This is a genomic window from Streptomyces specialis (assembly GCF_001493375.1).
GTDB lineage: Bacteria > Actinomycetota > Actinomycetes > Streptomycetales > Streptomycetaceae > Streptomyces > Streptomyces specialis.
The window spans coordinates 120,436-142,746 of record NZ_LN929757.1; the positions used below are offsets into that span (position 1 = coordinate 120,436).

Here is a 22,311-nt window from a genome sequence, read left to right on the forward strand (position 1 = left end):
CGCCGGCCGCCCGGCCCCAGGCGACGCAGGCCAAGCCCGAGAAGGGCAAGTGGTGGAGTTCGTTCCTCGACTGGTGGCGTGTGTAACGCAGGTAACAACTTGGCATATGTAGGAGGTATATGTATGAGTATTTAGTTATACGGGTAGTCGTATACGGATTCACGCCCGTGGCCGGAATATGCCGGTGACAGGCGTGAATCCATACGGTTGGCCTAGTGGGCATGAAGGGGTATCTCGTGGAATCCGCTGCTGACACAGCAATCAATCCACGTTCGGTTCTCTCCCGGATCTCGTATCTGCGCTCGCCGCGAGGACAGGCGAATCCCTACCCGATCTACACCGAGCTTCGCGAGATGGGGGATGTCGTCGCCGCACCCTGGGGTGCTTTCCTCCTCACCACGTACGACGTCTGCGACCACGTGCTCCGTAGCAAGACCTGGCTGGCACTCGACGGCGAATGGCGGGCGCGCCAAGGCGATGGAAATCGCTGGGCGGCGCCCGCTTCGCGTGAGCTGGGCCGGGCCCTCCAGGGACTCAACCCGCCCCACCACACCCGGTTCCGCCGGTCCGTCGGCCACATCTTCGACCGCGCCACCCTCTCCCGGCTCCGCGACCCGATCACCCGGACCGTCGACCGGCTCCTCGACGAGCTGGCCGTGCGGATGCGCGACGGCGAGGCCGACTTCGCCGACCTCGTCGGCGAGGAACTGCCGGTCGCCTCGATGGGACTGTGGCTCGATCTCCCCCGAGCCGACTACCCGTTGCTGCGCCACCTGGCCCACGAGCAGGGCTACGCGCAGGAGTTGCTCCCCTCCGCCAGCCAGATAGCCCGCTCCAACGCCGCGACCCTCGGCCTGCGCGACTACTTCGGCGCCCTGGTCCGCGAGCGCCGCGCCAGCCCCGGCGACGACATCGTCTCCGGCTGGCTGCGGACCTGGGACGAACTGGAGGACGGCGACCAGGACGCCGCCGACGAAGCGGTGTACCTCCTCACGATGTTCCTCGTCATCGCCGCTCTGGAGACCAGCTCCACCTTCCTGTCGGGCATGGTGTGGACCCTCGACCAGCACCCCGACCAGCTCAACTGGCTGCGCTCCAACCCCCAGGAGGTGCCGGGCGCCGTGGAGGAACTCCTGCGCTACGACGCCCCGGTCCACCTGACCACCCGGGCCGCCGCCGAGGACACCGTCCTGGCCGGAGTGCCCATCGCCAAGGACCAGTTGGTGCACACCCTGATCGCCTCCGCGAATCACGACCCCGCCCGGACCACCGACCCGGAGGTCTTCGACATCCGGCGGCCGGGCCGCCATCTGTCCCACCTCGCGTTCGGCGGCGGCATCCACTACTGCATCGGAGCGGGGCTCGCCCGGCTCCAGGCCCATGCGCTGCTGGAGGGAATCCTGCGGCGGTTCCCGACCCTGCGCGTCAGCGTCCCACCGGTGTGGGAGCCCCGGGTGGCGTTCCGCCGCCTCACCGCCCTCCAGGTCGTGGACCACTGACGGAAGAGGAACGAGCCCCCATGTTCGACAACGTCAAGCAGGTTCTCGACGTCCGCCAGGAACAGCACGTCGTGCATGTCCGGCTCAACACCCCGGAGAACGGCAACCTCGTCAACGAGCCCCTCCTCGACGGCCTGCTCGCCGTCTTCTCCGCGGTCCGCGACGACCCGTCGGTCCGCGTGCTCGTCCTCTCCGGCGCCGGGGACGACTTCTGCCTCGGCGTGGACCGCAAGGAGTACGACCGGCTCGTCGCCGAGGACCCCAGCGGGTCCCGCATCGCGATCATGGGAGCCAAGGCCCGCCAGGTCTGCGAGGCCATGGCCATGAGCGACGTCGTCACCGTCGCCCGGGTCCACGGCCGGGCGATCGGCGCCGGGCTGGCGTTCACCGTCTTCTGCGACCTGCGCGTCGGGTCGGACGACTGCCGCTTCCGGATGCCGGAACTGGCGCTGGGCATCCCCATCTCCTGGGGCGGCGCCCTGCCCCGGCTGCTCCAGGAGGTGGGCGCCGCGCGGATAAGAGAACTGATCCTCACCGGGGACAGTTTCGACGCGGCGACAGCGCGCGATTTGGGCGTACTGCACCGGGTCGTGCCGGAGAGCGAACTCGACGACGCCGTGGCGAAATGGGTCAGACCCATGGTGCGCAGGCCGGCCGGGGCGCTGCGCACGACCAAGGCCGCGATCAACGCCTACACCGCGGCCACCCGGCTCGCGGACGCCTCACTGCTGGAGGGCGAGGTACTGGCGTCGGCGTTCGCCGCCCGGTACCACCCGCGGGGCGGGGACTGACGCGGCGACCGGGGCGGGGCTCAGCCGTCGGCGCCGTCCTCCAGACGGAAGCCGACCTTGAGCCCCACCTGATAGTGCTCGACCGAACCGTCCACGATGTGGCCGCGGATCTGCGTCACCTCGAACCAGTCGAGCTGCCGCAGCGTCCGCGACGCCCGGTCGATCGCGTTGCGGATCGCGGCGTCGATCCCCTCGTGCGAGGAGCCGACGATCTCGGTCACCCGGTAGGTGTGGTCGCTCATGCTGGGCCTCCCGATGGCCTGGGGCACGGTGGGTACGGGCACATCCACCGTGCCCCAGGGGCCGGGATTCCGCGAGCGCACGGCGCGGGGGGCCCGAACGGCGATGCTAGGCTCGATCCGGGCCGTGACTGGCGCGTGAAGGATGGGACCAACCATCGGGGAGCGGCCCGCCGCCGAGCGATGAGGAGCCGTGCGCCTGGGCTGTCGCGACTCACGTCTAGGAGGCCCGAAGTGACCGCAGAACCGTCCGCGCGCACCACCGAATCCACCGCCTTCCGCAGCGGACTCGACGTCGTCCGCTCCGTCGAGCCGCGCATCGCCGACGCCATCGCCGCCGAGGTCGAGGACCAGCGCGCGTCCCTCAAGCTCATCGCCAGCGAGAACTACGCGTCCCCCGCCGTCCTGCTCGCCATGGGCAACTGGATGAGCGACAAGTACGCCGAGGGCACCGTAGGCCGCCGTTTCTACGCCGGCTGCCGCAATGTCGACACCGTCGAGTCCATCGCCGCCGAGCACGCCCGCGAGCTGTTCGGCGCCCGGCACGCCTACGTCCAGCCGCACTCCGGCATCGACGCCAACCTCGTCGCGTTCTGGGCGGTCCTCGCCCAGCGCGTCGAGAGCCCGGCCCTGGAGCGCGCCGGCGCCCGTCAGGTCAACGAGCTGAGCGAGGAGGACTGGGCGGCGCTCCGCCGCGACCTGGGCGGCCAGCGGATGCTGGGCATGTCCCTGGACGCGGGCGGCCACCTCACCCACGGCTTCCGGCCCAACATCTCGGGCAAGATGTTCGAGCAGCGCAGCTACGGCACCGACCCGGCGACCGGCCTGGTCGACTACGACGCCGTCCGCGCCGCCGCCCGCGAGTTCCGCCCGCTCATCCTGATCGCCGGGTACTCGGCCTATCCGCGGCTGATCAACTTCCGTGTCATGCGCGAGATCGCCGACGAGGTCGGCGCCACGCTCATGGTCGACATGGCGCACTTCGCCGGCCTGGTCGCGGGCAAGGTCCTCACCGGCGACTTCGATCCGGTGCCGCACGCCCAGATCGTCACCACCACCACCCACAAGTCGCTGCGCGGCCCGCGCGGCGGCATGGTGCTGTGCGACGACTCGCTCGCCGACCAGGTCGACCGGGGCTGCCCGATGGTGCTCGGCGGCCCGCTGCCGCACGTGATGGCCGCCAAGGCCGTCGCCCTGGCCGAGGCCAGGCAGCCCGCCTTCCGCGACTACGCCCAGCGCATCGTGGACAACGCGCGGGCGGTGGCCGAGGGCCTGACGCGGCGCGGCGCCCGCCTGGTCACCGGCGGCACCGACAACCACCTGGCGCTCATCGACGTCTCCGGCTACGGCCTCACCGGCCGCCAGGCCGAGGCGGCCCTGCTGGACGCCGGGATCGTCACCAACCGCAACGCCATCCCGCAGGACCCCAACGGCGCCTGGTACACCTCCGGCATCCGCATCGGCACCCCGGCGCTGACCACGCGCGGCCTGGGCACCGCAGAGATGGACGAGGTCGCCGAGCTGATCGACACCGTGCTGTCCCGCACCCAGCCGGGCACCGCCAAGAACGGCAAGCCGTCCAAGGCGGCCTACACGCTGGAGGACGGCGTGGCCACCTCCGTCCCCGCCCGCGCACCCGCGCTCCTCGGCTCCGCCGGCCGCCCGCGCGTAGCCCGCCCTGATCGACCTTCCGACTCGCACTGCCGCCTCCGCCTCCTGTCCCCTCCGTATCACCCAACGAGGCGCGCAGGTTCCCCCCGCGCGCCGCCACCACGACCCCGGCCTCGCGCAGCGCGGACTCCGCGCCGCCCAGCCCCGGCACCGCGACGATGGGGGAGTCCGCCGGGACCGCCGCCAGCCCCAGCCCCGCCAGCCCGTCCCGGAAACGGTGGGCCAGCCGCAGGCCGTGCTCCGCCATCGCGGCCCGGCCCGTTTCCTCGACCAGCTCCAGCGAACGCGCCGCCGCCACCCACGGCAGATAGCCGGGCGGCTCGTCGAACCGCCGCGCGTCCCCGGCCAGTTCACCGACCACTCCATAGGTGCTGTCCGCCAGGTCCTCGGCGGCCATCCAGCTCGCGTGCACCGGAACGAGCCCGCCGCCGTCCTCCGGCACCGTCAGGAACGAGGTGCCGCGCGGGCACAGCAGCCACTTGAACCCCGCGCACACCGTGAAGTCGAAGTCGCCGGAGGACAGCGGCAGCCAGCCCGTCGCGTGCGTGGTGTCCACCAGCGTCCGCGCCCCGTGGCGCCGGGCCGCCGCCCGGATCGCCGCCAGGTCCGCGACCCGTCCGTCCACCGACTGCACGGCGGACACCGCGACCAGCGTGGTACCCGGCCCGATCTCCCCGGCCAGCGCGGTCAGCTCCACCGCCCGCAGCCGCACCCCCTCGCGCTGCGCGAACGGCGTCACCAGCGAACTGAACTCCTGGTGCGGGTACAGCACTTCGGAGCCCGGCGGCAGCGAGGCGGCGATCACGGCGGTGTGCACGGCCACCGCCGAGCCGATCGCCACCCGCCCCGGCGCCACGCCCGCCACCCGCGCGAACGCGGCCCGCGCCGCCTCCACCTGGGCGAAGTACGCGTCGGTGTCGATCCGCCCGTCGCCCATCGCGGTGACGGCCGCGCGCAGGGCGGCCGTCGCACGGGCCGGCAGCAGGCCGTGCGCGGCGGTGTTGAGGTACGCCGTCTCGGGCGCGAACTCCCCCGGGGCCAGAGGTTCCACGACTGCTCCTCACCTGCGGGCGCGGAGGCGCCACGGCTTCGCCGCAAGTGTGGCACCGCCCCTGTCGCCTATACCCATCCGACGCCGCCGGCGCAGAGGGTGAGTGGGGTCCCGGTTGGTGGCGGCCTGCTCGAACGCACTCGTGGGCGGCAGCGTCAGAGGTGTATAAGGGACAGGGGTCCGGCGGACCGGTGATCCGGCCCGGAGGCGGAACGGCTGGGAGGAGGCCGCCGTGGAGGCGAGACCACTGCGCACCATCGGGGGCGACGGCCGGGAGATCACGCTCCCCTCGACGGTCCGCGACATCCGGGCGGCGCTCCCGGCGGACCGGCGTGAGGCGTTCAACGAGTCCATCGAGAACGCCAGCGTCTTCGACATCCACGCCGTGGTCCGCCGCTGGGTGATGGAGCTGCTGGAGCAGTACGACCCGCAGATGCGGCACGACCTCGACGAGCTGGCCCGGCGGGACCGCGACCGGGCGCCCGGCGCGGACGGAGACGCGTGATCCGTTACCGCCTCGTCTACGACCCCGTGGCGGAGAAGGCCCACGAGGCCATGGACGCGGCCGGCCGGACGCGCTTCGACGCCGCCCTCGCGGCCACGGTCGCGCTCGATCCGTACGGACATGGGTCGAGCGCGGTGAACGGCGAGCGCGACCGCAGGGACGCCACCGTGGAGGGCGTGATCATCCGCTACTACGTGGGCGGCTCCGTGTTGACCGTCACGGTGGTCCGGGTGGTCAGCCTCTGAGGCAACCCTTGCCAAAAAGTGAAACACGTTCTTAGAATCGCCCCGAAGTCACCGCAATGGCCGCGGCGCGCCTGGGGGTCCCATGACAACAGTGACAACGCAGGGCGAAGGCCCGCTGACCGGCGTGCGCGTCGTGGAGCTGGCCGGGATCGGACCCGGCCCGTTCGCCGCGATGCTGCTGGCGGACCTCGGCGCCGACGTCGTCCGGGTGGACCGTCCCGGCACCGCCGCGCTCGGGCTCGACCCGGCGCGGGACGTCACCAACCGGAACAAGCGGTCGGTCGTCCTCGACCTCAAGTCCGCTGAGGGCGCCGCGCGCGTCCTGGAGCTGGCCGCCCGGGCCGACGTGCTGATCGAGGGGTTCCGGCCCGGCGTCACCGAGCGGCTCGGCGTCGGCCCGGCCGACTGCCTGGCGCGCAACCCGCGCCTGGTCTACGGGCGCATGACCGGCTGGGGACAGGACGGCCCGCTGGCCGACAGCGCCGGACACGACATCGGGTACATCGCCACCGCCGGAGCCCTCGGCATGATCGGCCGGAGCGACGGACCGCCCGCGATCCCCGCCAATCTGCTGGGCGACTACGCCGGCGGCTCCCTCTACCTCGTCGTCGGCGTGCTGGCCGCTCTCCACCACGCCCGCGCCGCCGGGCGCGGGCAGGTCGTGGACGCGGCGATCGTGGACGGCACCGCCCACCTGGGCGCCATGATCTGGGGCATGCTCGACGCGGGCGTCTGGCAGGACCGGCGCGGCGCCAATCTGCTGGACGGCGGCGCCCCCTACTACGCCGTGTACGAGACGGCCGACGGCGGCTGGATGGCGGTCGGCGCGCTGGAGCCCCGGTTCTACGCAGAGTTCGCCGAGCTGCTGGACCGGGGCCCCGACGCCCCCGGGCAGAACGACTTCGCCCGCTGGCCCGAGCTGCGGGAGCTGATCGCCGCCCGGTTCAAGGCCCGCACCCGCGACGAGTGGGCCGCGGTCTTCACCGGCACCGACGCGTGCGTGGCGCCCGTGCTGTCGCTGCGCGAGGCCGCCGAGGACCCGCACCTCACCGCGCGGGGCACGTTCACCGAGCACGGCGGCGCCGTGCAGCCCGCGCCCGCTCCCCGTTTCTCGGAGACACCCGCCACCATCCGCCGCGGCCCGGCGATCCCCGGCGCCGACGCGGACGCGATAGCCCGTGACTGGGGACTGCCCCCGTTCACCACCCCGTAAGGACGATGCGATGAAGCGTCAGTTGTACACCGCCGAACACGAGGCGTTCCGGGAGACCGTGCGCACCTTCCTCGCCAAGGAGGTCATCCCGCACCACGAGCAGTGGGAGCGCGACGGCATCGTCTCCCGCGCGGCGTGGCTGGCCGCCGGCCGGCAGGGGCTGCTCGGCCTGGCCGTGCCCGAGGAGTACGGCGGCGGCGGGGTGGACGACTTCCGCTACAGCGCCGTACTGGGCGAGGAGTTCGCCCGCGCGGGCGCCAGCGGCTTCGCGATCCCGCTGCACAACGACATCATCGGCCCCTACCTGACGAACCTGGCCACCGACGAGCAGAAGCGGCGCTGGCTGCCGGGGTTCTGCTCGGGCGAGCTGATCACGGCGATCGCCATGACCGAGCCGGGCGCGGGCTCCGACCTCCAGGGCATCCGCACGACCGCCACCGACCAGGGCGACCACTGGCTGCTCAACGGCTCCAAGACGTTCATCTCCAACGGCATCCTCGCCGACCTGGTGGTCGTGGTGGCCCGCACCACCGCCGAGGGCGGGGCGAAGGGGCTGAGCCTGCTGGTCGTCGAGCGCGGCATGCCCGGCTTCGAGCGCGGGCGCAACCTCGACAAGATCGGCCAGAAGGCCCAGGACACCGCCGAGCTGTCCTTCACCGACGTCCGCGTCCCGAAGGAGAACCTGCTCGGCGAGCTGGACGGCGGCTTCATCCACCTGGTCACGCACCTCCCGCAGGAGCGGATGACCATCGCGTCCGGCGCCATCGCCATCGCCGAGCACCTGCTGGCCATCACCACCGACTACGTCAAGCAGCGCGAGGCGTTCGGCCGGCCCCTCTCCAAGTTCCAGCACATCCGCTTCGAGATCGCGGAGATGGCCACCGAGTGCGCCGTCACCCGCACCTTCGTCGACCGCTGCCTGACCGAGCTGGCGGAGGGGAAACTCGACGCCGTCCACGCGTCCATGGCCAAGTGGTGGGCCACCGAGCTGCAGAAGCGCGTCACCGACCGCTGTCTCCAACTCCACGGCGGCTACGGGTACATGTCCGAATATCCCATCGCCCGTGCCTTCACCGACGGGCGGATCCTGACCATCTACGGCGGCACGACCGAGATCATGAAAGAGATCATCGGCCGGTCGCTCCTCGCCGACTGAGGAACGCAAGGAGACCCAGCGTGACTGAAGCCTATGTGTACGACGCGATCCGCACCCCGCGCGGGCGCGGCAAGCCCGGCGGCGCCCTCCACGGCACCAAGCCCATCGATCTGGTGACCGGCCTCATCCGCGAGCTGCGCCGCAGGCTGCCCGAGCTGGACCCGGCCGCCATCGACGACGTCGTGCTCGGCGTGGTCAGCCCGCACGGCGACCAGGGCTCCGACATCGCCAAGATCGCCGCCATCGCCGCCGGCCTGCCCGACTCCGTGGCCGGTGTCCAGGAGAACCGCTTCTGTGCCTCCGGCCTGGAGGCCGTCAACATGGCGGCGGCCAAGATCCGCGCCGGCTGGGACGACTTCGTCCTGGCGGGCGGCGTGGAGTCGATGTCCCGCGTGCCGATGGGCTCCGACGGCGGCGCCTGGGCCATGGACCCCATGACCAGCTACGAGACGCGCTTCGTGCCGCAGGGCATCGGCGCCGACCTCATCGCCACCATCGAGGGCTTCAGCCGCCGCGACGTCGACGAGTACGCCGCGCTCTCCCAGGAGCGCGCCGCGACCGCGTGGAAGGAAGGCCGCTTCGAGCGGTCCGTCGTCCCCGTCACCGACCGGGCCGGCCTGACCGTCCTCGACCATGACGAGCACATGCGCCCCGGCACCACCGCCGACAGCCTGGCCAAGCTGAAGCCCTCCTTCGCCGACATCGGCGACCTGGGCGGCTTCGACGCGGTCGCGCTCCAGAAGTACCACTGGGTGGAGAAGATCGACCACGTCCACCACGCGGGCAACTCCTCGGGCATCGTGGACGGTTCGGCGCTCGTCGCGCTCGGCAGCAAGGAGGTCGGCGAGCGTTTCGGGCTCACCCCGCGCGCCCGGATCGTCTCGGCCGCCGTCACCGGCTCCGAGCCCACCATCATGCTCACCGGCCCCGCCCCGGCCACCCGCAAGGCGCTGGCCAAGGCCGGGCTGACGATCGACGACATCGACCTGGTCGAGATCAACGAGGCGTTCGCCGCCGTCGTGCTCCGCTTCGTCCGGGACATGGGCCTGGACCTGGCCAAGGTCAACGTCAACGGCGGCGCCATCGCCCTGGGCCACCCCCTGGGCGCCACCGGCGCGATGATCCTCGGCACCCTCGTCGACGAGCTGGAACGGCGCGACCTGCGCTACGGCCTGGCCACCCTCTGCGTCGGCGGCGGCATGGGCATCGCCACCGTCATCGAACGCGTCTGACGCGCCCACCCCTGGACCCCTGGAGAAGAACGACACCATGCCTGAGTCCACGCCACAGTCCGGGACGATCCGCTGGGACCGGGACGCCGACGACATCGTCACGCTCACCCTGGACGACCCCGACCAGTCCGCCAACACCATGAACGCCGCGTTCATCGCGTCCCTCACCGCGGTCGTCGACCGCCTGGCGGACGAGGCCGAGTCCGTGCGCGGCGTCATCGTCACCTCCGCCAAGAAGACCTTCTTCGCCGGCGGCGACCTGCGCGACCTCATCTCCGCGCGCCCCGAGCACGCCGAGTCCGTCTTCGAGGGCGGCATGCGCATCAAGCGCGCGCTGCGCAAGCTGGAGACGCTCGGCAAGCCGGTCGTCGCCGCGATCAACGGCGCCGCGCTCGGCGGTGGCTACGAGATCGCGCTCGCCTGCCACCACCGCGTCGCCCTGGACGCGCCGGGCTCCAAGATCGGCCTGCCCGAGGTCACCCTCGGCCTCCTGCCGGGCGGCGGCGGCGTCACCCGCACCGTGCGGCTGATGGGCATCACCGACGCCCTGCTGAAGGTGCTGCTGGAGGGCCGCCAGTACGCCCCCGCCCGCGCCCTGGAGGCCGGCCTCGTCCACGAACTCGCCGCCGACCGCGACGAGATGCTCGCCAAGGCCCGCGCCTTCATCGACGCCAACCCGGACGCGCGGCAGCCGTGGGACGTCAAGGGCTACCGCATCCCCGGCGGCACCCCCAGCAACCCCAAGTTCGCCGCCAACCTCCCGGCGTTCCCGTCCAACCTGCGCAAGCAGCTCAACGGCGCGCCCTACCCGGCGCCGCGGAACATCATGGCCGCCGCCGTCGAGGGCTCCCAGGTCGACTTCGAGACCGCGCAGATCATCGAGGGCCGGTACTTCACCGAGCTGGTGACCGGCCAGACGTCGAAGAACATGACCCAGGCGTTCTTCTTCGACCTCCAGGCCGTCAACTCCGGCGCCAGCAGGCCCAAGGGCATCGAGGAGCGCAGGGCGACGAGGATCGCCGTGCTGGGCGCCGGGATGATGGGCGCCGGCATCGCCTACACCTGCGCCAAGGCCGGGTTCGACGTGGTCCTCAAGGACGTGTCGACCGAGGCCGCCGAGAAAGGCAAGGCGTACTCGACGGGCCTGCTGGACAAGGCCCTGTCCCGGGGCCGCACCACGCCGGAGAAGCGGGACGCGCTGCTGGCGCGCATCACGCCGACCGGCGACCCCCAGGACCTGGCGGGCTGCGACGTCGTCATCGAAGCCGTCTTCGAGGACCCGGCGCTCAAGCACAAGGTGTTCCAGGAGATCGAGGGCGTCGTGGCGCCGGACGCGCTGCTGTGCTCCAACACCTCCACGCTGCCCATCACGCTGCTCGCCGAAGGGGTGCGGCGGCAGGCGGACTTCATCGGCCTGCACTTCTTCTCGCCGGTCGACAAGATGCCGCTGGTGGAGATCATCAAGGGCGAGCGGACCGGCGACGAGGCGCTGGCCCGCGCGTTCGACCTGGTGCGGCAGATCAGCAAGACGCCGATCGTGGTCAACGACTCCCGCGGCTTCTTCACCTCGCGCGTCATCGGCACCTTCATGAACGAGGGCGTCGCCATGATCGCCGAGGGCGTGGACCCGGCGACCGTCGAACAGGCCGCCGGCCAGGCCGGATACCCGGCCAAGGTGCTCTCCCTCATGGACGAGCTGACGCTCACCCTGCCGCGCAAGATCCGCCTGGAGACCCGGCGCGCGATCGAGGAGGCGGGCGGCGTCTGGCCGGAGCACCCGGCGGAGGCGGTCATCGACCGGCTGGTCGAGGAGTTCGGCCGCACCGGACGGGCCGGCGGCGGAGGTTTCTACGACTACGTCGACGGCAAGCGGGCCGGACTGTGGCCGGGCCTGCGCGAGCACTTCGGCACCGGGCAGGCGCCCGGGATCCCGTTCGAGGAGCTCCAGGAACGGATGCTGTTCGTCGAGGCGATCGACTCCGTGCGCTGCCTGGAGGAAGGGGTGCTGACCACGGTCGCCGACGCAAACATCGGCTCCATCTTCGGCATCGGCTTCCCCGCCTGGACCGGCGGCGTCCTCCAGTACATCAACGGCTACCCCGGCGGCCCGGCCGGCTTCGTGGCCCGCGCCAAGGAGTTCCAGGCTCGCTACGGCGACCGGTTCGCCCCCTCGGCGCTCCTGCTGGAGAAGGCCGAGCGCGGCGAGCGGTTCGCCGACGCGGAGACCGGCGCCTGACAGGCGGCGGCGCCGGGCATCCCGCGCCCGGCGCCGCCCCGCCCACGCCCCGGGGGCCGCCGCCTCAGTAGGCGGCGCGCTCCCCGCTCACCCGCACCCACACCCGCTTGCCCTCGTCCGTGAGCGCGAACCCCAGCCCGTCGGCCATCTCCCGCAGCAGCCACAGCCCCCGGCCCTCCTCGGCCGTCCAGTCCGGCAGCGTGATCTCCGGCAGCGCCGTGGAGCGGTCGTGCACGGTGACCTGGACGGTGCCGCCCACGAGCGACAGCTCCAGCGTGCAGTTCGGGTCGGGCACATGACGGGCGACGTTGGACAGCAGCTCGGTGACGCCGTGCAGAACGACCTCCGTCACGTCGGGGGCCTGCCGCCACTCCCGCATCGCCAGGGACGCCAGACGGCGGAAATGCGCCAGATCCTCCCTGCGGGCGGTGAGGAGCCAACTGTAGGAAAGGCGCTGGGTGGCGGAGTCCTGGCTGGTGAGCGTCATGGTCCCTCCGTGGCTGCACGGGATGTCATGGGGTGAGTGCACTGGGTTACTTCTCGCACCCTGCCCTTAACTCCCGGCAGTCCGCAAGGAATTCGCCTGCACATGTGCCGTTCATATCACTCGAAGGGGTGGCGCAGGAGTCTTCTCGGTGATCGCGTCACCCTTTCAGGGCCACCGCGACCGCGTCGGCGAGCGGGGTGGTCGGTCGGCCGATCAGCCGGGCCAGATCGCCCGTCGTCCGGGCCAGCCGGCCGCGCCTGACCGCGTCCTCGGCGTCCACCAGCGCCGCCACGTGCGCCGCGCCCAGACCCGCCGAGGCCAGCACGGCCGCGTACCGCTCCGGCGGCACGTCGGCGTAGACGATCTCGCGCCCGGACTGCCGGGCGACCTCGGCGGCGTACTCCGGCAGGCTCCACGCCGTGTCGCCGCTCAGCTCGTACGCCCGGCCCTCGTGACCCGTGCCGGTCAGCACGGCCGCCGCGGCGGCGGCGTAGTCCGCGCGGGCCGCCGAGGCCACCCGGCCGTCGCCCGCGGCGCCCAGCACCGCGCCGTGCTCCAGGACCGGGGCGAGGTGCCCGGTGTAGTTCTCGTGGTACCAGCCGTTGCGCAGGAACACGTACGGCAGGCCGGACTCCAGGATCATCCGCTCGGTGGCCCGGTGTTCGTCCGCGAGCGAGAAGTCGGCGTCCGGGCCGCCGAGAACGCTCGTGTACGCCAGCAGCGCGACCCCGGCCGCGGCGGCGGCGTCCACCACGGCGGCGTGCTGCGGGCCCCGCCGCCCGACCTCGCTGCCGGAGATCAGCAGCACGCGGTCCCCGGCTCCGAAGACGCCGCCGAGCGTCTCCGGCCGGTCGTAGTCCGCGACGCGGACCTCCACGCCCCGGGCGGCCAGGGGGGCGGCCTTGCGCCCGTCCCGGGCGACGGCCGCGATCCGGTCCGCCGGGACGGTCTCCAGCAGGGCGTCCAGCACGAGCCGGCCCAGGTGTCCGGTGGCTCCGGTGACGACAAACATGCGACAGGTCTCCCTCTGCTGCTTCGTGCGATGCGCCCTGTTCGACCGGGCGGGACCAGCGTAAGCAGCACACTCACCCTGCGTAAGTACCCACTTTGAAGTAAGGTACTGGTATGAGCGTGAGCTTCGAGCCCGATGTGAACGCCGCGGGCTGCCCGTCCCGCGCGATCCTGGAGCACGTCACCAGCCGCTGGGGCGTGCTGGTCCTCGCGCTGCTCCTTGACGACGACCGCCCCAGCCGGCGGTTCAGCGAGCTGCGCCGCGCCATCGGCGGCATCAGCGAGAAAATGCTCGCCCAGACCCTCCAGACGCTGGAGCGCGACGGCTTCGTCCACCGCGAGGCCCGCCCGGTGATCCCCCCGCACGTGGAGTACTCGCTCACCCCGCTCGGCACCGACGCCGCCCGCCAGGTCTGGGGCCTGGCCCGCTGGGTCGAGCAGCGGCTGCCCGAGGTGCTCGCCGGCCAGGAGCGGTACGACCGGCGCAAGTCCCGCCGGGCCGACGCCCGTTAGCCCCGCCCAGGACCGGCCGGACCCCGCCGTTCCTGGCCGTCGGCGGTGTCCGCCAGCCAGCCGCCGAGCACGGCCGAGGGCAGCAGCGACAGGCTCGACTCCACCCCCGCCATGAGACCCCCCAAGGTCCCGTCCCGGCGCCGCTCCCAGTCCAGCGCCGCGTGGATCGCCGACATGACGAACGCCCCGGCCAGCAGCACCGGCCGCCGGTCGCCGGCCTCCACCCCCCCGCGCCCGGCCAGCGCCCGCGCCAGGCGGTACTGGTCCTCGGCGGCGAACCGCAGCAGCACCACCCGCGCCTCCGGCACCGAGCACAGCACCCGCATCGCCACCAGATAGCGCTCCGGATGGCCCGCGGGCATCAGGGCGGGCAGGCTCACGAACGCGCGCCGCAGCGTCTCCAGCGGGGCCTCACCGGGCGGGCGCCGGATCACCTCCGCCAGCAGCAGATCGCTCGCCTCCCGCACCGGGTACAGGACCAGCTCTTCTTTGCTCGCGAAGTACCGGAAGAAGGTGCGCTCCGACACCGCCGCGTGCTGGACGATCTCGGCGACCGTCGTCGCGCCGTATCCCCGCCGCGCGAACAGCTCCAGGCCGGCGCGGAGCAACTCCTCGTGCGTGCGCCGCTTTCTGAGCTCCCGCGGCCCCGGCGGCTTCCCGTCGCCCTCCATGCACGCATCGTAGGGCGCGGGCGCCCGGCACGGCCCCGAGTTGACGCGGTCCGCCGGATCGGACCGCCCCGCCGCCCGCGCGCGCCTGACGGCGCCGCCGCCGGCCTTCGGTGCCAGAATGCACAGCGCGGCGCAGAGGGCGCCGGGAAAGCGGAGCGTTGATCGTGACACAGTCCGTCGCAGGCCGGTCCATCGAGAGCAGGATCGCCGAGGAGCTGGGCGTCAGGGAGGGGCAGGTGCGGGCGGCCGTCGGCCTCCTCGACGGCGGCGCCACCGTCCCGTTCATCGCCCGCTACCGCAAGGAAGTCACCGGCACCCTGGACGACGGGCAGTTGCGCGCCCTGGAGGAGCGGCTGCGGTACCTGCGCGAGCTCGAGGAGCGGCGCGAGGCGATCCTGGAGTCCATCCGCGCCCAGGGCAAGCTGGACGACGCCCTGGAGGCCACCCTGCGCGAGGCCGACACCAAGGCCCGCCTGGAGGACATCTACCTGCCGTACAAGCCGAAGCGGCGCACCAAGGCGCAGATCGCCCGCGAGGCGGGCCTGGAGCCGCTGGCCGACGGCCTGCTCGCCGACCCGTCGGTCGCCCCGCGGGCCGCCGCCGAGGCGTTCGTGGACGAGGCCAGGGGCGTGCCCGACGCCGACGCCGCCCTGGCGGGCGCCCGCGCCATCCTCACCGAGCGGTTCGGCGAGGACGCCGACCTGCTGGGCGAGCTGCGCGAGCGGATGTGGACCCGGGGCCGCCTGGTGTCCCGGGTGCGGGAGGGCAAGGAGACGGCGGGCGCCAAGTTCGCGGACTACTTCGACTTCGCCGAGCCGTTCACCGAGCTGCCCTCGCACCGGGTCCTGGCGATGCTGCGGGGCGAGAAGGAGGAGATCCTCGACCTGACGCTGGAGCCGGAGGAGCCCGCCGACGAGTCCGCCCCGGCCGGGCCCTCCTCGTTCGAACGCGTCGTCGCCCGCCGCTTCGGGATCGAGAACCGGGGCCGGCCCGGCGACGCGTGGCTCGCCGAGACGGTCCGCTGGGCCTGGCGCACCCGGCTGCTGACGCATCTGGGGATCGACCTGCGGACCCGGCTGCGGACGGCGGCCGAGGACGAGGCGGTCCGCGTCTTCGCCGCGAACCTCCGGGACCTGCTGCTCGCCGCTCCGGCCGGCACCCGGCCGACCATGGGCCTGGACCCGGGGCTGCGGACCGGTGTGAAGGTCGCCGTCGTGGACGCCACCGGCAAGGTCGCCGCCACCGCCACCGTCTACCCGCACGCCCCCCAGCGGCGCTGGGACGAGGCACTGGCGACGCTCGCCGGCCTCGCCGCCGAGCACGGCGTGGAGCTGATCGCCATCGGCAACGGCACGGCCTCCCGCGAGACCGACAAGCTGGCCGGCGAGCTGGTCGAGAAGCTGCCCGAGCTGAAGCTGACCAGGATGGTCGTCTCCGAGGCCGGCGCCTCCGTGTACTCGGCGTCCGCCTTCGCCTCCCAGGAGCTGCCCGGGCTCGACGTCTCGCTGCGCGGCGCCGTCTCCATCGCCCGCAGGCTCCAGGACCCGCTGGCCGAGCTGGTGAAGATCGACCCGAAGTCCATCGGCGTCGGGCAGTACCAGCACGACCTGTCCGAGGTGAAGCTCTCGCGCTCCCTGGACGCCGTGGTCGAGGACTGCGTCAACGGCGTCGGCGTGGACGTGAACACCGCCTCCGCGCCGCTGCTGGCCCGCGTCTCCGGCATCGGCGGCACCCTCGCGGAGAACATCGTGGCCCACCGCGACGCCCACGGCCCGTTCCGCGCCCGCACCGCGCTCAAGCAGGTGCCGCGGCTGGGCCCCAAGGCGTTCGAGCAGTGCGCGGGCTTCCTGCGCATCCGCGGCGGCGACGACCCGCTGGACGCCTCGGCCGTGCACCCCGAGGCCTACCCGGTGGTGCGGCGCATCGCGCGCTCCTCGGGCGCCGACGTCCCCTCGCTCATCGGGAACGCCACCGCCCTGCGCGCCCTGTCGCCCGCCGACTTCGTGGACGACACGTTCGGCCTGCCGACCGTCACGGACATCCTGCGGGAGCTGGAGAAGCCGGGCCGCGACCCGCGCCCGGCGTTCCGCACGGCCCGTTTCCTGGACGGGGTGGAGAAGATCGGCGACCTGACGCCCGGCATGGTGCTGGAGGGTGTCGTGTCCAACGTCGCGGCCTTCGGCGCCTTCGTGGACGTCGGTGTCCACCAGGACGGTCTGGTCCACGTCTCGGCGATGTCGAAGCGGTTCGTCTCCGATCCGCGTGAGGTGGTCAAGCCGGGGGACATCGTCACGGTGCGGGTCCTGGACGTCGACGTGCCGCGCAAGCGGATCTCCCTGACGCTGCGGCTGGACGACGAGCCGGCCGCCGGCGGCGGGCGGTCGCGGGCCCGCAAGGAGCGCCCCGGCCGGGGCGGTGGCGCCGGGGGCGGTGCGCCCAGGCAGCGTGTCCGGCGCGGCGGGCGGCGCGAGGAGAACGCGGGCCGGGGCGCGCCCCGGCGGGGCGACGCCGCGCCCGTCAACAGCGCGATGGCCGATGCCCTCCGCCGGGCGGGACTTGTCGACAAACGGCGCGGCAAAAAGTGACATATCGCGGTTAAGCATGCTGAAATCGCGGTGAGCCGCCGTGACTTCGGCCCCGCCGGCGGCCGGAACCGCACCGGTTCCGGCTGTCGGTGCCGCCCTTCCGGCCTGCGCTTCTTGCCAGACCGATGGGTAACAACTTACGGTGCCGTAACCTACGGACTCGTAGGTAGAACTGTCCGCCGACGCCAGGAGAACTCGTGACCTTCAGCCCCGCCTCCGTCTCCAAGCAGGAGGAGTGGACCGACGCGCGCCTGATCTACGCCTTGGAAGAGGTTGTCGAGCGAGAGCTCAACCGGCACCTGAAGGCCGCGAAGGACTGGATGCCGCACGAGTACGTGCCATGGAGCGAGGGACGGAACTTCGACGGACCGCTGGGCGGCGAGCCGTGGGCGCCGGAGCAGTCGAAGGTCTCCGACGTCGGCAGGATCGCCCTGGTCGTCAACCTGCTGACGGAGGACAACCTCCCCAGCTACCACCACGAGATCGCCAGCATTTTCGGCCGCGACGGCGCCTGGGGCACCTGGGTGCACCGCTGGACCGCCGAGGAGGGCCGGCACGGCATCGTCATGCGGGACTACCTGCTGACCACGCGCGCCGTGGACCCGGTGCAGTTGGAGAACTTCCGCATGGCGCACATGTCGGAGGGCTTCGAGTCCGACAACGCGCACTCGATGCTGCACTCCGTGGCCTATGTCGCCTTCCAGGAGCTGGCCACCCGTATATCGCACCGGAACACGGGGCGTGAGTCGGGAGATCCGGTGTGCGACCGTATGCTCGCGCGGATCGCCACCGACGAGAACCTGCACATGGTCTTCTACCGCAACCTGCTGCGGGCCGCGTTCGAGCTGGCGCCCGACCAGACGATGAAGGCCGTCCGCGACGTCGTCATCGGCTTCCGCATGCCGGGCCACGGGATGCCCGGTTTCGAGCGGGCCGCCGCGCGCATGGCGATCGGCGGGATCTACAACATGCGCATCCACCATGACGACGTCATCCAGCCGGTCCTGCGCTTCCTGCGGACCCTGGAGATGGAGGGCCTGGGCCCCGAGGGCCTCAAGGCCCAGGAGGAGCTCGGCATGTTCATGGAGGGGCTGGACAGCGAGGCCCGTGTCTTCGACGAGCGCCTCGCGGCCCGCCGCGCCCGCGCCGCCGCCCGCGCGGAGCAGAACGCCGCGAAGTAGCCCCCGCCGGGGCCCGGACCTTCCGGACGAGGAAATCCGGTTGCCCCGGCGGGAGTGCCGCCCTACCCTCGATCCCGGTCCTGTAGTCGATGTCGGGAGAGGCCGTTGTTCATCTGAGGTCGCGGACACCGTGAGCCCACCCGGCGGTGCGTTTCGAGTCCAGTCGGACTCCGCACCCGGCCGTGGCACACGGACGACCTCGGAGTGAACGGCCGCCTTCCCGGCCCGGCCCGGTGTCCGCACGTGTCGCCCTGATCCGTCACGCGCAGACCGGAGGGCCGCATGGCCGCTTCTCCCACCACATCCATCACCTGTGACCGTCTGGCCTTCTCCTGGCCGGACGGCACCCCCGTCTTCGACGGCCTCGACCTCGCCGTCGGCCCCGGCCGCACCGGGCTGATCGGCCTCAACGGCACGGGCAAGTCGACCCTGCTGAAGCTGATCGCGGGGGAGCTGACCCCCGCCTCCGGCACGGTCCGCGTCGCCGGGGAGATCGGGTACCTGCCGCAGAACCTGACCCTCGACACCGGCCGGCGCGTCGATCAGGTCCTGGGCGTGGACCGGATCCGCGCCGCGCTGCACGCCATCGAGGCGGGCGACCCGGACGAGGCGCACTTCGCCGAGGTCGGCGACGACTGGGACATCGAGGAACGCACCCGTGCCGTCCTCGACCAGCTCGGCCTGGAGGCGGTCGGCCTGGACCGGACCGTCGGCCAGGTCTCGGGCGGCGAGACGGTGCTGCTGCGGCTGGCCGCGCTGCTGCTGCGCCGGCCGGACGTGCTGCTGCTGGACGAGCCGACCAACAACCTCGACCTGCGCGCCCGCGAGCGGCTGTACGCGGCCGTCTCCGCCTGGCAGGGCCTGCTGGTCGTGGTCAGCCACGACCGCGAACTGCTGGAGCGCGTCGACCAGATCGCCGACCTCCGGGCGGGGGAGGTGCGCTGGTTCGGCGGCACCCTCTCGGCCTACGAGGAGGCCCTCGCCGTCGAACAGGAGGCCGCCGAGCGGATGGTCCGCGTGGCCGAGGCCGATGTGCGGCGCCAGAAGCGGGAGTTGATCGAGGCGCACGACAAGCTCGCCGGCCGGCAGCGGATGGCGAAGAAGGCGTACGAGACCAAGCGCGAGCCGCGCATCGTGATGAACGGCCGCAAACGCGCCGCCCAGGAGTCGGCGGGCAAGCACCGCCTGCTGCACGAGGACCGGCTCGTCCGGGCCAGGGAGCGGCTGACGGAGGCCGAGGGCGCGGTCAGGGAGGACGACGAGATCCGCGTGGACCTGCCGCACACGCTCGTGCCGCAGCGCCGCCGGGTGCTCAGCCTCCGCGCGGCGGAGATCCGCGGCGGCGCCCGGGCCACCCTGGAGGTGCTGGGACCGGAGCGGATCGCCCTGGTGGGCCCCAACGGCGCGGGCAAGACGACGCTGCTGAACGTGGTCGCGGGCCGGTCGGCACCCCTCTCCGGGGAGGTCACCGTCCACGTCCCGCTGCGGTACCTGCCGCAGCGGCTGGACATCCTGGACGAGTCGCTGAGCGTGCTGGACAACGTGCGGCGGCTGGCCCCGGACTCCTCCCCGCAGACCGTGCGCGCCCAGTTGGCCCGCTTCCTGTTCCGCAAGGAGCGGCCCGACCAGGCGGTGGGCACCCTGTCGGGCGGGGAGCGGTTCCGCGCGTCGCTGGCCGCCCTCATGCTGGCCGAGCCGGCTCCCCAGCTCCTGCTGCTGGACGAGCCGACGAACAATCTGGACCTGGCCAGCGTCCGGCGGCTGACCTCGGCCCTGGCGGCCTACCGGGGGGCGCTCGTGGTCGCCAGCCACGACCTGCCGTTTTTGCGCGGGCTCGGCATCACCCGGTGGCTGACACTGGACGGCGAGCTGGCCGAGTCCGGACCGCTGTGACACGCCGCGGGGCGCCCACGGACCCGTGGGCGCCCCGCGCTGCGGCGGCGCGGCTCAGGTCATCTGCGTCCCCTGGAGGCGGGCGTACGCCCCGCCGCGCTCGACCAGTTCCTCGTGGCTGCCGATCTCACAGATCCGGCCCTGGTCCAGCACCACGATGCGGTCGGCGCCGCGCACGGTGGACAGCCGGTGGGCGACCACGAAGACGGTGCGTCCGCGCATCAGGCGGTCCATGGCCTCCTGCACCAACGCCTCGGAGCGGGTGTCCAGGGCCGAGGTCGCCTCGTCCAGGATCAGGACGCGGGGGTCGCGGATCAGCGCGCGGGCGATGGCGATGCGCTGGCGCTGGCCGCCGGAGAGCCGGGCGCCGCGCTCGCCGACGACGGTGTCCAGGCCGTTGGGGAGCCGGTCGACGAACTCCAGGGCGTTGGCGTCCCGCAGGGCGTCCCGCACCATCTGGAGGTCCACGTCCCCCATGCCGTAGCCCACGTTCTCCCGGATGCTCCCCTCGAACAGCACCGACTCCTGCGGCACCACCGACAGGAAGCGGCGGTAGCTGCGCAGGTCGAGCGTGCTCATGTCGGTGCCGTCCAGCAGGATCCGGCCGCTGACGGGGCGGATGAAGCCGATCAGGAGGTTGAGGATGGTGGACTTGCCGGCGCCCGAGGCGCCGACCAGGGCGACGGTCTCGCCGGGCGGCACGGAGAGGCTGAAGTCGGTGACGGCGGCGGCGCCCTCGCCGTCGTACCGGTAGGTGACCGACTCGAAGTCGATCCGGCCCTGCACGGACCGGATCTCGGCCTTGCCCGCGTTGACCTCCAGGTCGGGGGCCTGGAGCACCTCGCCCGCGGAGCGGACCGATTCGAGTCCCTTGCTGATGATCGGGGTCAGGCCCATCAGCATGGTCATGGAGCCGGTGAGGGTGGTGAAGAAGGTGCTGAGCATCACCACGTCGCCGGGGCTGATGGGCAGCCACGCGTAGTACGAGAACAGCGCCGCGCCGGCCAGGAAGCCGATGCCGATGGCGTTGAGCAGGATCCACGCCAGCGCGCCGAAGTGCCCGTTGAGCAGGTCCAGCCGTATGCCCGCGGTGAGCACCTGACGCAGCGACCCGTCCACCCGGCCCAGGGCGGTGCGCTCCAGGCCGTGGGCGCGGGTGACCGGGATCAGCGTCGTCATCTCGCCCACGCGCGTCGACAGTTGCTCGACCTGGCGGCGGAAGTGCTCGTTGTGTCTGCGCAGCCGGCCGCGCAGGCGGCGGACGAGGAACGAGGCGGCGGGCACCACCAGGACGAACGCGGGCAGGGCGGCCGGGACGCGGACCGCGATGACGGCGAGGCCGCCGACGAGCGTGATGACCGCGGCCAGCCCGGTGTCCGCGCTCTGCTGGGCGGAGACCTCGATGTTCTCCACGTCGCGGATCACCTTGGTCTGCAGGGCGCTGGCGCTGACCCGGGCGTGATAGCCGATCGACAGCTCCTGCATCCGGCGGCACAGCGCCGAACGCAGCGCGGTGCCGACGCGGCGGACGCTGCCGTGCATGCAGCGCACGTACAGCAGGTGGGTCGGATAGTTCAGCATCAGGACGACGAGCAGCATCAGGGTGTTGGCGCCCAGCTCCGAGATCGGACGCTGCTCGACGACGATGTCGATGATGTTCGCGGTGACGAGGGGGAGCAGCCACACGGGGCTGTGCTTGACGATGAACGCCAGGACGGAGACGAGAAGTCTCCAGCGGTCGTCCCGGAAGAGGTAGGCGAGGGTCCGCACCGGGTGTTCCCCCTGGTAGCGATGCTCCAGGGGACCTTGCGGAAGAGCCATGGCAGGAGCACTCCAACGTGCAGGGGATCGGGTCGGGATGACCTTGCCCCCGAAGTCACTCGAACACTCTCCGAAATGTCGAGAGTAAGGAGGCTCTGCCCTTTTCCCTCTGGTTCGGGGTAATTCATATACATGGTGATAGTAGCCATGTATGGCGTCGCGGCGACCGGATCGGCCCAGGTGGGCCCTCGCGGCGATCCGATTTCTCAACTTCCGTATATTCGCGCCCCAGAGGCGCGGTGCGATCCGGCGCTTACGCCAGGGCGGCGGGCCGCCGCGCGTTCGCAACGGTGCGCCTCGCCCGGTCGGGT

General features: G+C 72.3%; 17 protein-coding genes, 2 pseudogenes and 1 riboswitch. Of the genes and pseudogenes, 13 read left to right on the plus strand and 6 right to left on the minus strand.

Going from position 1 to position 22,311, the window contains the following annotated elements; translation table 11 throughout:
* The first annotated feature begins 353 nt into the window (after positions 1-353).
* Together BN2279_RS01810 and BN2279_RS01815 are read left to right on the plus strand one after the other, a co-directional pair.
* Positions 354-1,499: a cytochrome P450 gene (locus BN2279_RS01810; protein ID WP_059005912.1), complete on the plus strand. Its 1,146-nt coding sequence runs from the start codon at positions 354-356 to the stop codon at positions 1,497-1,499.
* A 20-nt stretch (positions 1,500-1,519) separates the two neighbouring features.
* Positions 1,520-2,290 (plus strand): enoyl-CoA hydratase/isomerase family protein, encoded by a 771-nt coding sequence (locus tag BN2279_RS01815; protein WP_059005913.1) that lies wholly within the window; start codon positions 1,520-1,522, stop codon positions 2,288-2,290.
* A 20-nt stretch (positions 2,291-2,310) separates the two neighbouring features.
* Here BN2279_RS01815 and BN2279_RS01820 read toward each other — a convergent pair whose 3' ends face one another.
* Positions 2,311-2,532, minus strand: a complete 222-nt coding sequence (locus BN2279_RS01820; protein ID WP_059005914.1) for a dodecin — start codon at positions 2,530-2,532, stop codon at positions 2,311-2,313.
* A gap of 114 nt (positions 2,533-2,646) precedes the next feature.
* Positions 2,647-2,741: riboswitch (ZMP/ZTP riboswitch) on the plus strand.
* Between the two features lie 22 nt (positions 2,742-2,763).
* On the opposite strand from BN2279_RS01820, the pseudogene BN2279_RS01825 reads away from it, so the two are divergent.
* A pseudogene (locus tag BN2279_RS01825) lies at positions 2,764-4,182 on the plus strand (glycine hydroxymethyltransferase); the annotation flags it as partial.
* Between the two features lie 262 nt (positions 4,183-4,444).
* On the opposite strand, the pseudogene BN2279_RS26975 reads toward BN2279_RS01825, so the two are convergent.
* Positions 4,445-5,137: pseudogene (locus tag BN2279_RS26975) on the minus strand (aminotransferase class V-fold PLP-dependent enzyme); the annotation flags it as partial.
* A 346-nt stretch (positions 5,138-5,483) separates the two neighbouring features.
* Here BN2279_RS26975 and BN2279_RS01835 point away from each other — a divergent pair.
* The 6 genes from BN2279_RS01835 (at position 5,484) to BN2279_RS01860 (ending at position 11,838) form a co-directional block, all read left to right on the plus strand.
* Complete coding sequence (locus tag BN2279_RS01835; protein WP_059005916.1) at positions 5,484-5,756, plus strand: hypothetical protein; 273 nt, start codon at positions 5,484-5,486, stop codon at positions 5,754-5,756.
* A 50-nt stretch (positions 5,757-5,806) separates the two neighbouring features.
* Positions 5,807-6,001 (plus strand): hypothetical protein, encoded by a 195-nt coding sequence (locus BN2279_RS01840; protein ID WP_104530904.1) that lies wholly within the window; start codon positions 5,807-5,809, stop codon positions 5,999-6,001.
* A gap of 82 nt (positions 6,002-6,083) precedes the next feature.
* The gene (locus tag BN2279_RS01845) at positions 6,084-7,214 is read left to right on the plus strand and encodes a CaiB/BaiF CoA transferase family protein (protein ID WP_059005917.1); all 1,131 of its coding nucleotides are present in this window, start codon (positions 6,084-6,086) and stop codon (positions 7,212-7,214) included.
* Between the two features lie 10 nt (positions 7,215-7,224).
* Entirely contained in the window at positions 7,225-8,370 is a 1,146-nt protein-coding gene (locus tag BN2279_RS01850; RefSeq protein WP_059005918.1) for an acyl-CoA dehydrogenase family protein, read from the plus strand.
* A gap of 20 nt (positions 8,371-8,390) precedes the next feature.
* Entirely contained in the window at positions 8,391-9,602 is a 1,212-nt protein-coding gene (locus BN2279_RS01855; protein ID WP_059005919.1) for an acetyl-CoA C-acetyltransferase, read from the plus strand.
* Positions 9,603-9,639: 37 nt separating this feature from the next.
* The gene (locus BN2279_RS01860; RefSeq protein WP_059005920.1) at positions 9,640-11,838 is read left to right on the plus strand and encodes a 3-hydroxyacyl-CoA dehydrogenase NAD-binding domain-containing protein; all 2,199 of its coding nucleotides are present in this window, start codon (positions 9,640-9,642) and stop codon (positions 11,836-11,838) included.
* A gap of 64 nt (positions 11,839-11,902) precedes the next feature.
* On the opposite strand, the gene BN2279_RS01865 is transcribed toward BN2279_RS01860, so the two are convergent.
* Positions 11,903-12,325, minus strand: coding sequence for an ATP-binding protein (locus tag BN2279_RS01865; RefSeq protein WP_059005921.1), 423 nt, complete (start codon positions 12,323-12,325; stop codon positions 11,903-11,905).
* 157 nt (positions 12,326-12,482) lie between these two features.
* Positions 12,483-13,337: an NAD(P)H-binding protein gene (locus tag BN2279_RS01870; protein WP_059005922.1), complete on the minus strand. Its 855-nt coding sequence runs from the start codon at positions 13,335-13,337 to the stop codon at positions 12,483-12,485.
* Positions 13,338-13,450: 113 nt separating this feature from the next.
* Between BN2279_RS01870 and BN2279_RS01875 the strand changes: the two genes are divergently transcribed.
* Complete coding sequence (locus BN2279_RS01875) at positions 13,451-13,849, plus strand: winged helix-turn-helix transcriptional regulator (protein ID WP_059005923.1); 399 nt, start codon at positions 13,451-13,453, stop codon at positions 13,847-13,849.
* On the opposite strand, the gene BN2279_RS01880 is transcribed toward BN2279_RS01875, so the two are convergent.
* Positions 13,846-14,520, minus strand: coding sequence for a TetR/AcrR family transcriptional regulator (locus tag BN2279_RS01880; RefSeq protein ID WP_059005924.1), 675 nt, complete (start codon positions 14,518-14,520; stop codon positions 13,846-13,848). The two genes, BN2279_RS01875 and BN2279_RS01880, sit on opposite strands and share 4 nt — an antisense overlap.
* A gap of 164 nt (positions 14,521-14,684) precedes the next feature.
* On the opposite strand from BN2279_RS01880, the gene BN2279_RS01885 reads away from it, so the two are divergent.
* The 3 genes from BN2279_RS01885 to BN2279_RS01895 all read left to right on the plus strand — a co-directional run bounded on the left by BN2279_RS01885 (position 14,685) and on the right by BN2279_RS01895 (position 20,179).
* The gene (locus BN2279_RS01885) at positions 14,685-17,105 is read left to right on the plus strand and encodes a Tex family protein (RefSeq protein ID WP_059006005.1); all 2,421 of its coding nucleotides are present in this window, start codon (positions 14,685-14,687) and stop codon (positions 17,103-17,105) included.
* A gap of 197 nt (positions 17,106-17,302) precedes the next feature.
* On the plus strand, positions 17,303-18,286 hold the full coding sequence (locus BN2279_RS01890) for an acyl-ACP desaturase (RefSeq protein WP_059005925.1): 984 nt from the start codon (positions 17,303-17,305) through the stop codon (positions 18,284-18,286).
* A gap of 282 nt (positions 18,287-18,568) precedes the next feature.
* Entirely contained in the window at positions 18,569-20,179 is a 1,611-nt protein-coding gene (locus BN2279_RS01895) for an ABC-F family ATP-binding cassette domain-containing protein (protein ID WP_059005926.1), read from the plus strand.
* Between the two features lie 54 nt (positions 20,180-20,233).
* On the opposite strand, the gene BN2279_RS01900 is transcribed toward BN2279_RS01895, so the two are convergent.
* Complete coding sequence (locus BN2279_RS01900) at positions 20,234-22,000, minus strand: ABC transporter ATP-binding protein (protein WP_059005927.1); 1,767 nt, start codon at positions 21,998-22,000, stop codon at positions 20,234-20,236.
* Between the last annotated feature and the right edge of the window lie 311 nt (positions 22,001-22,311).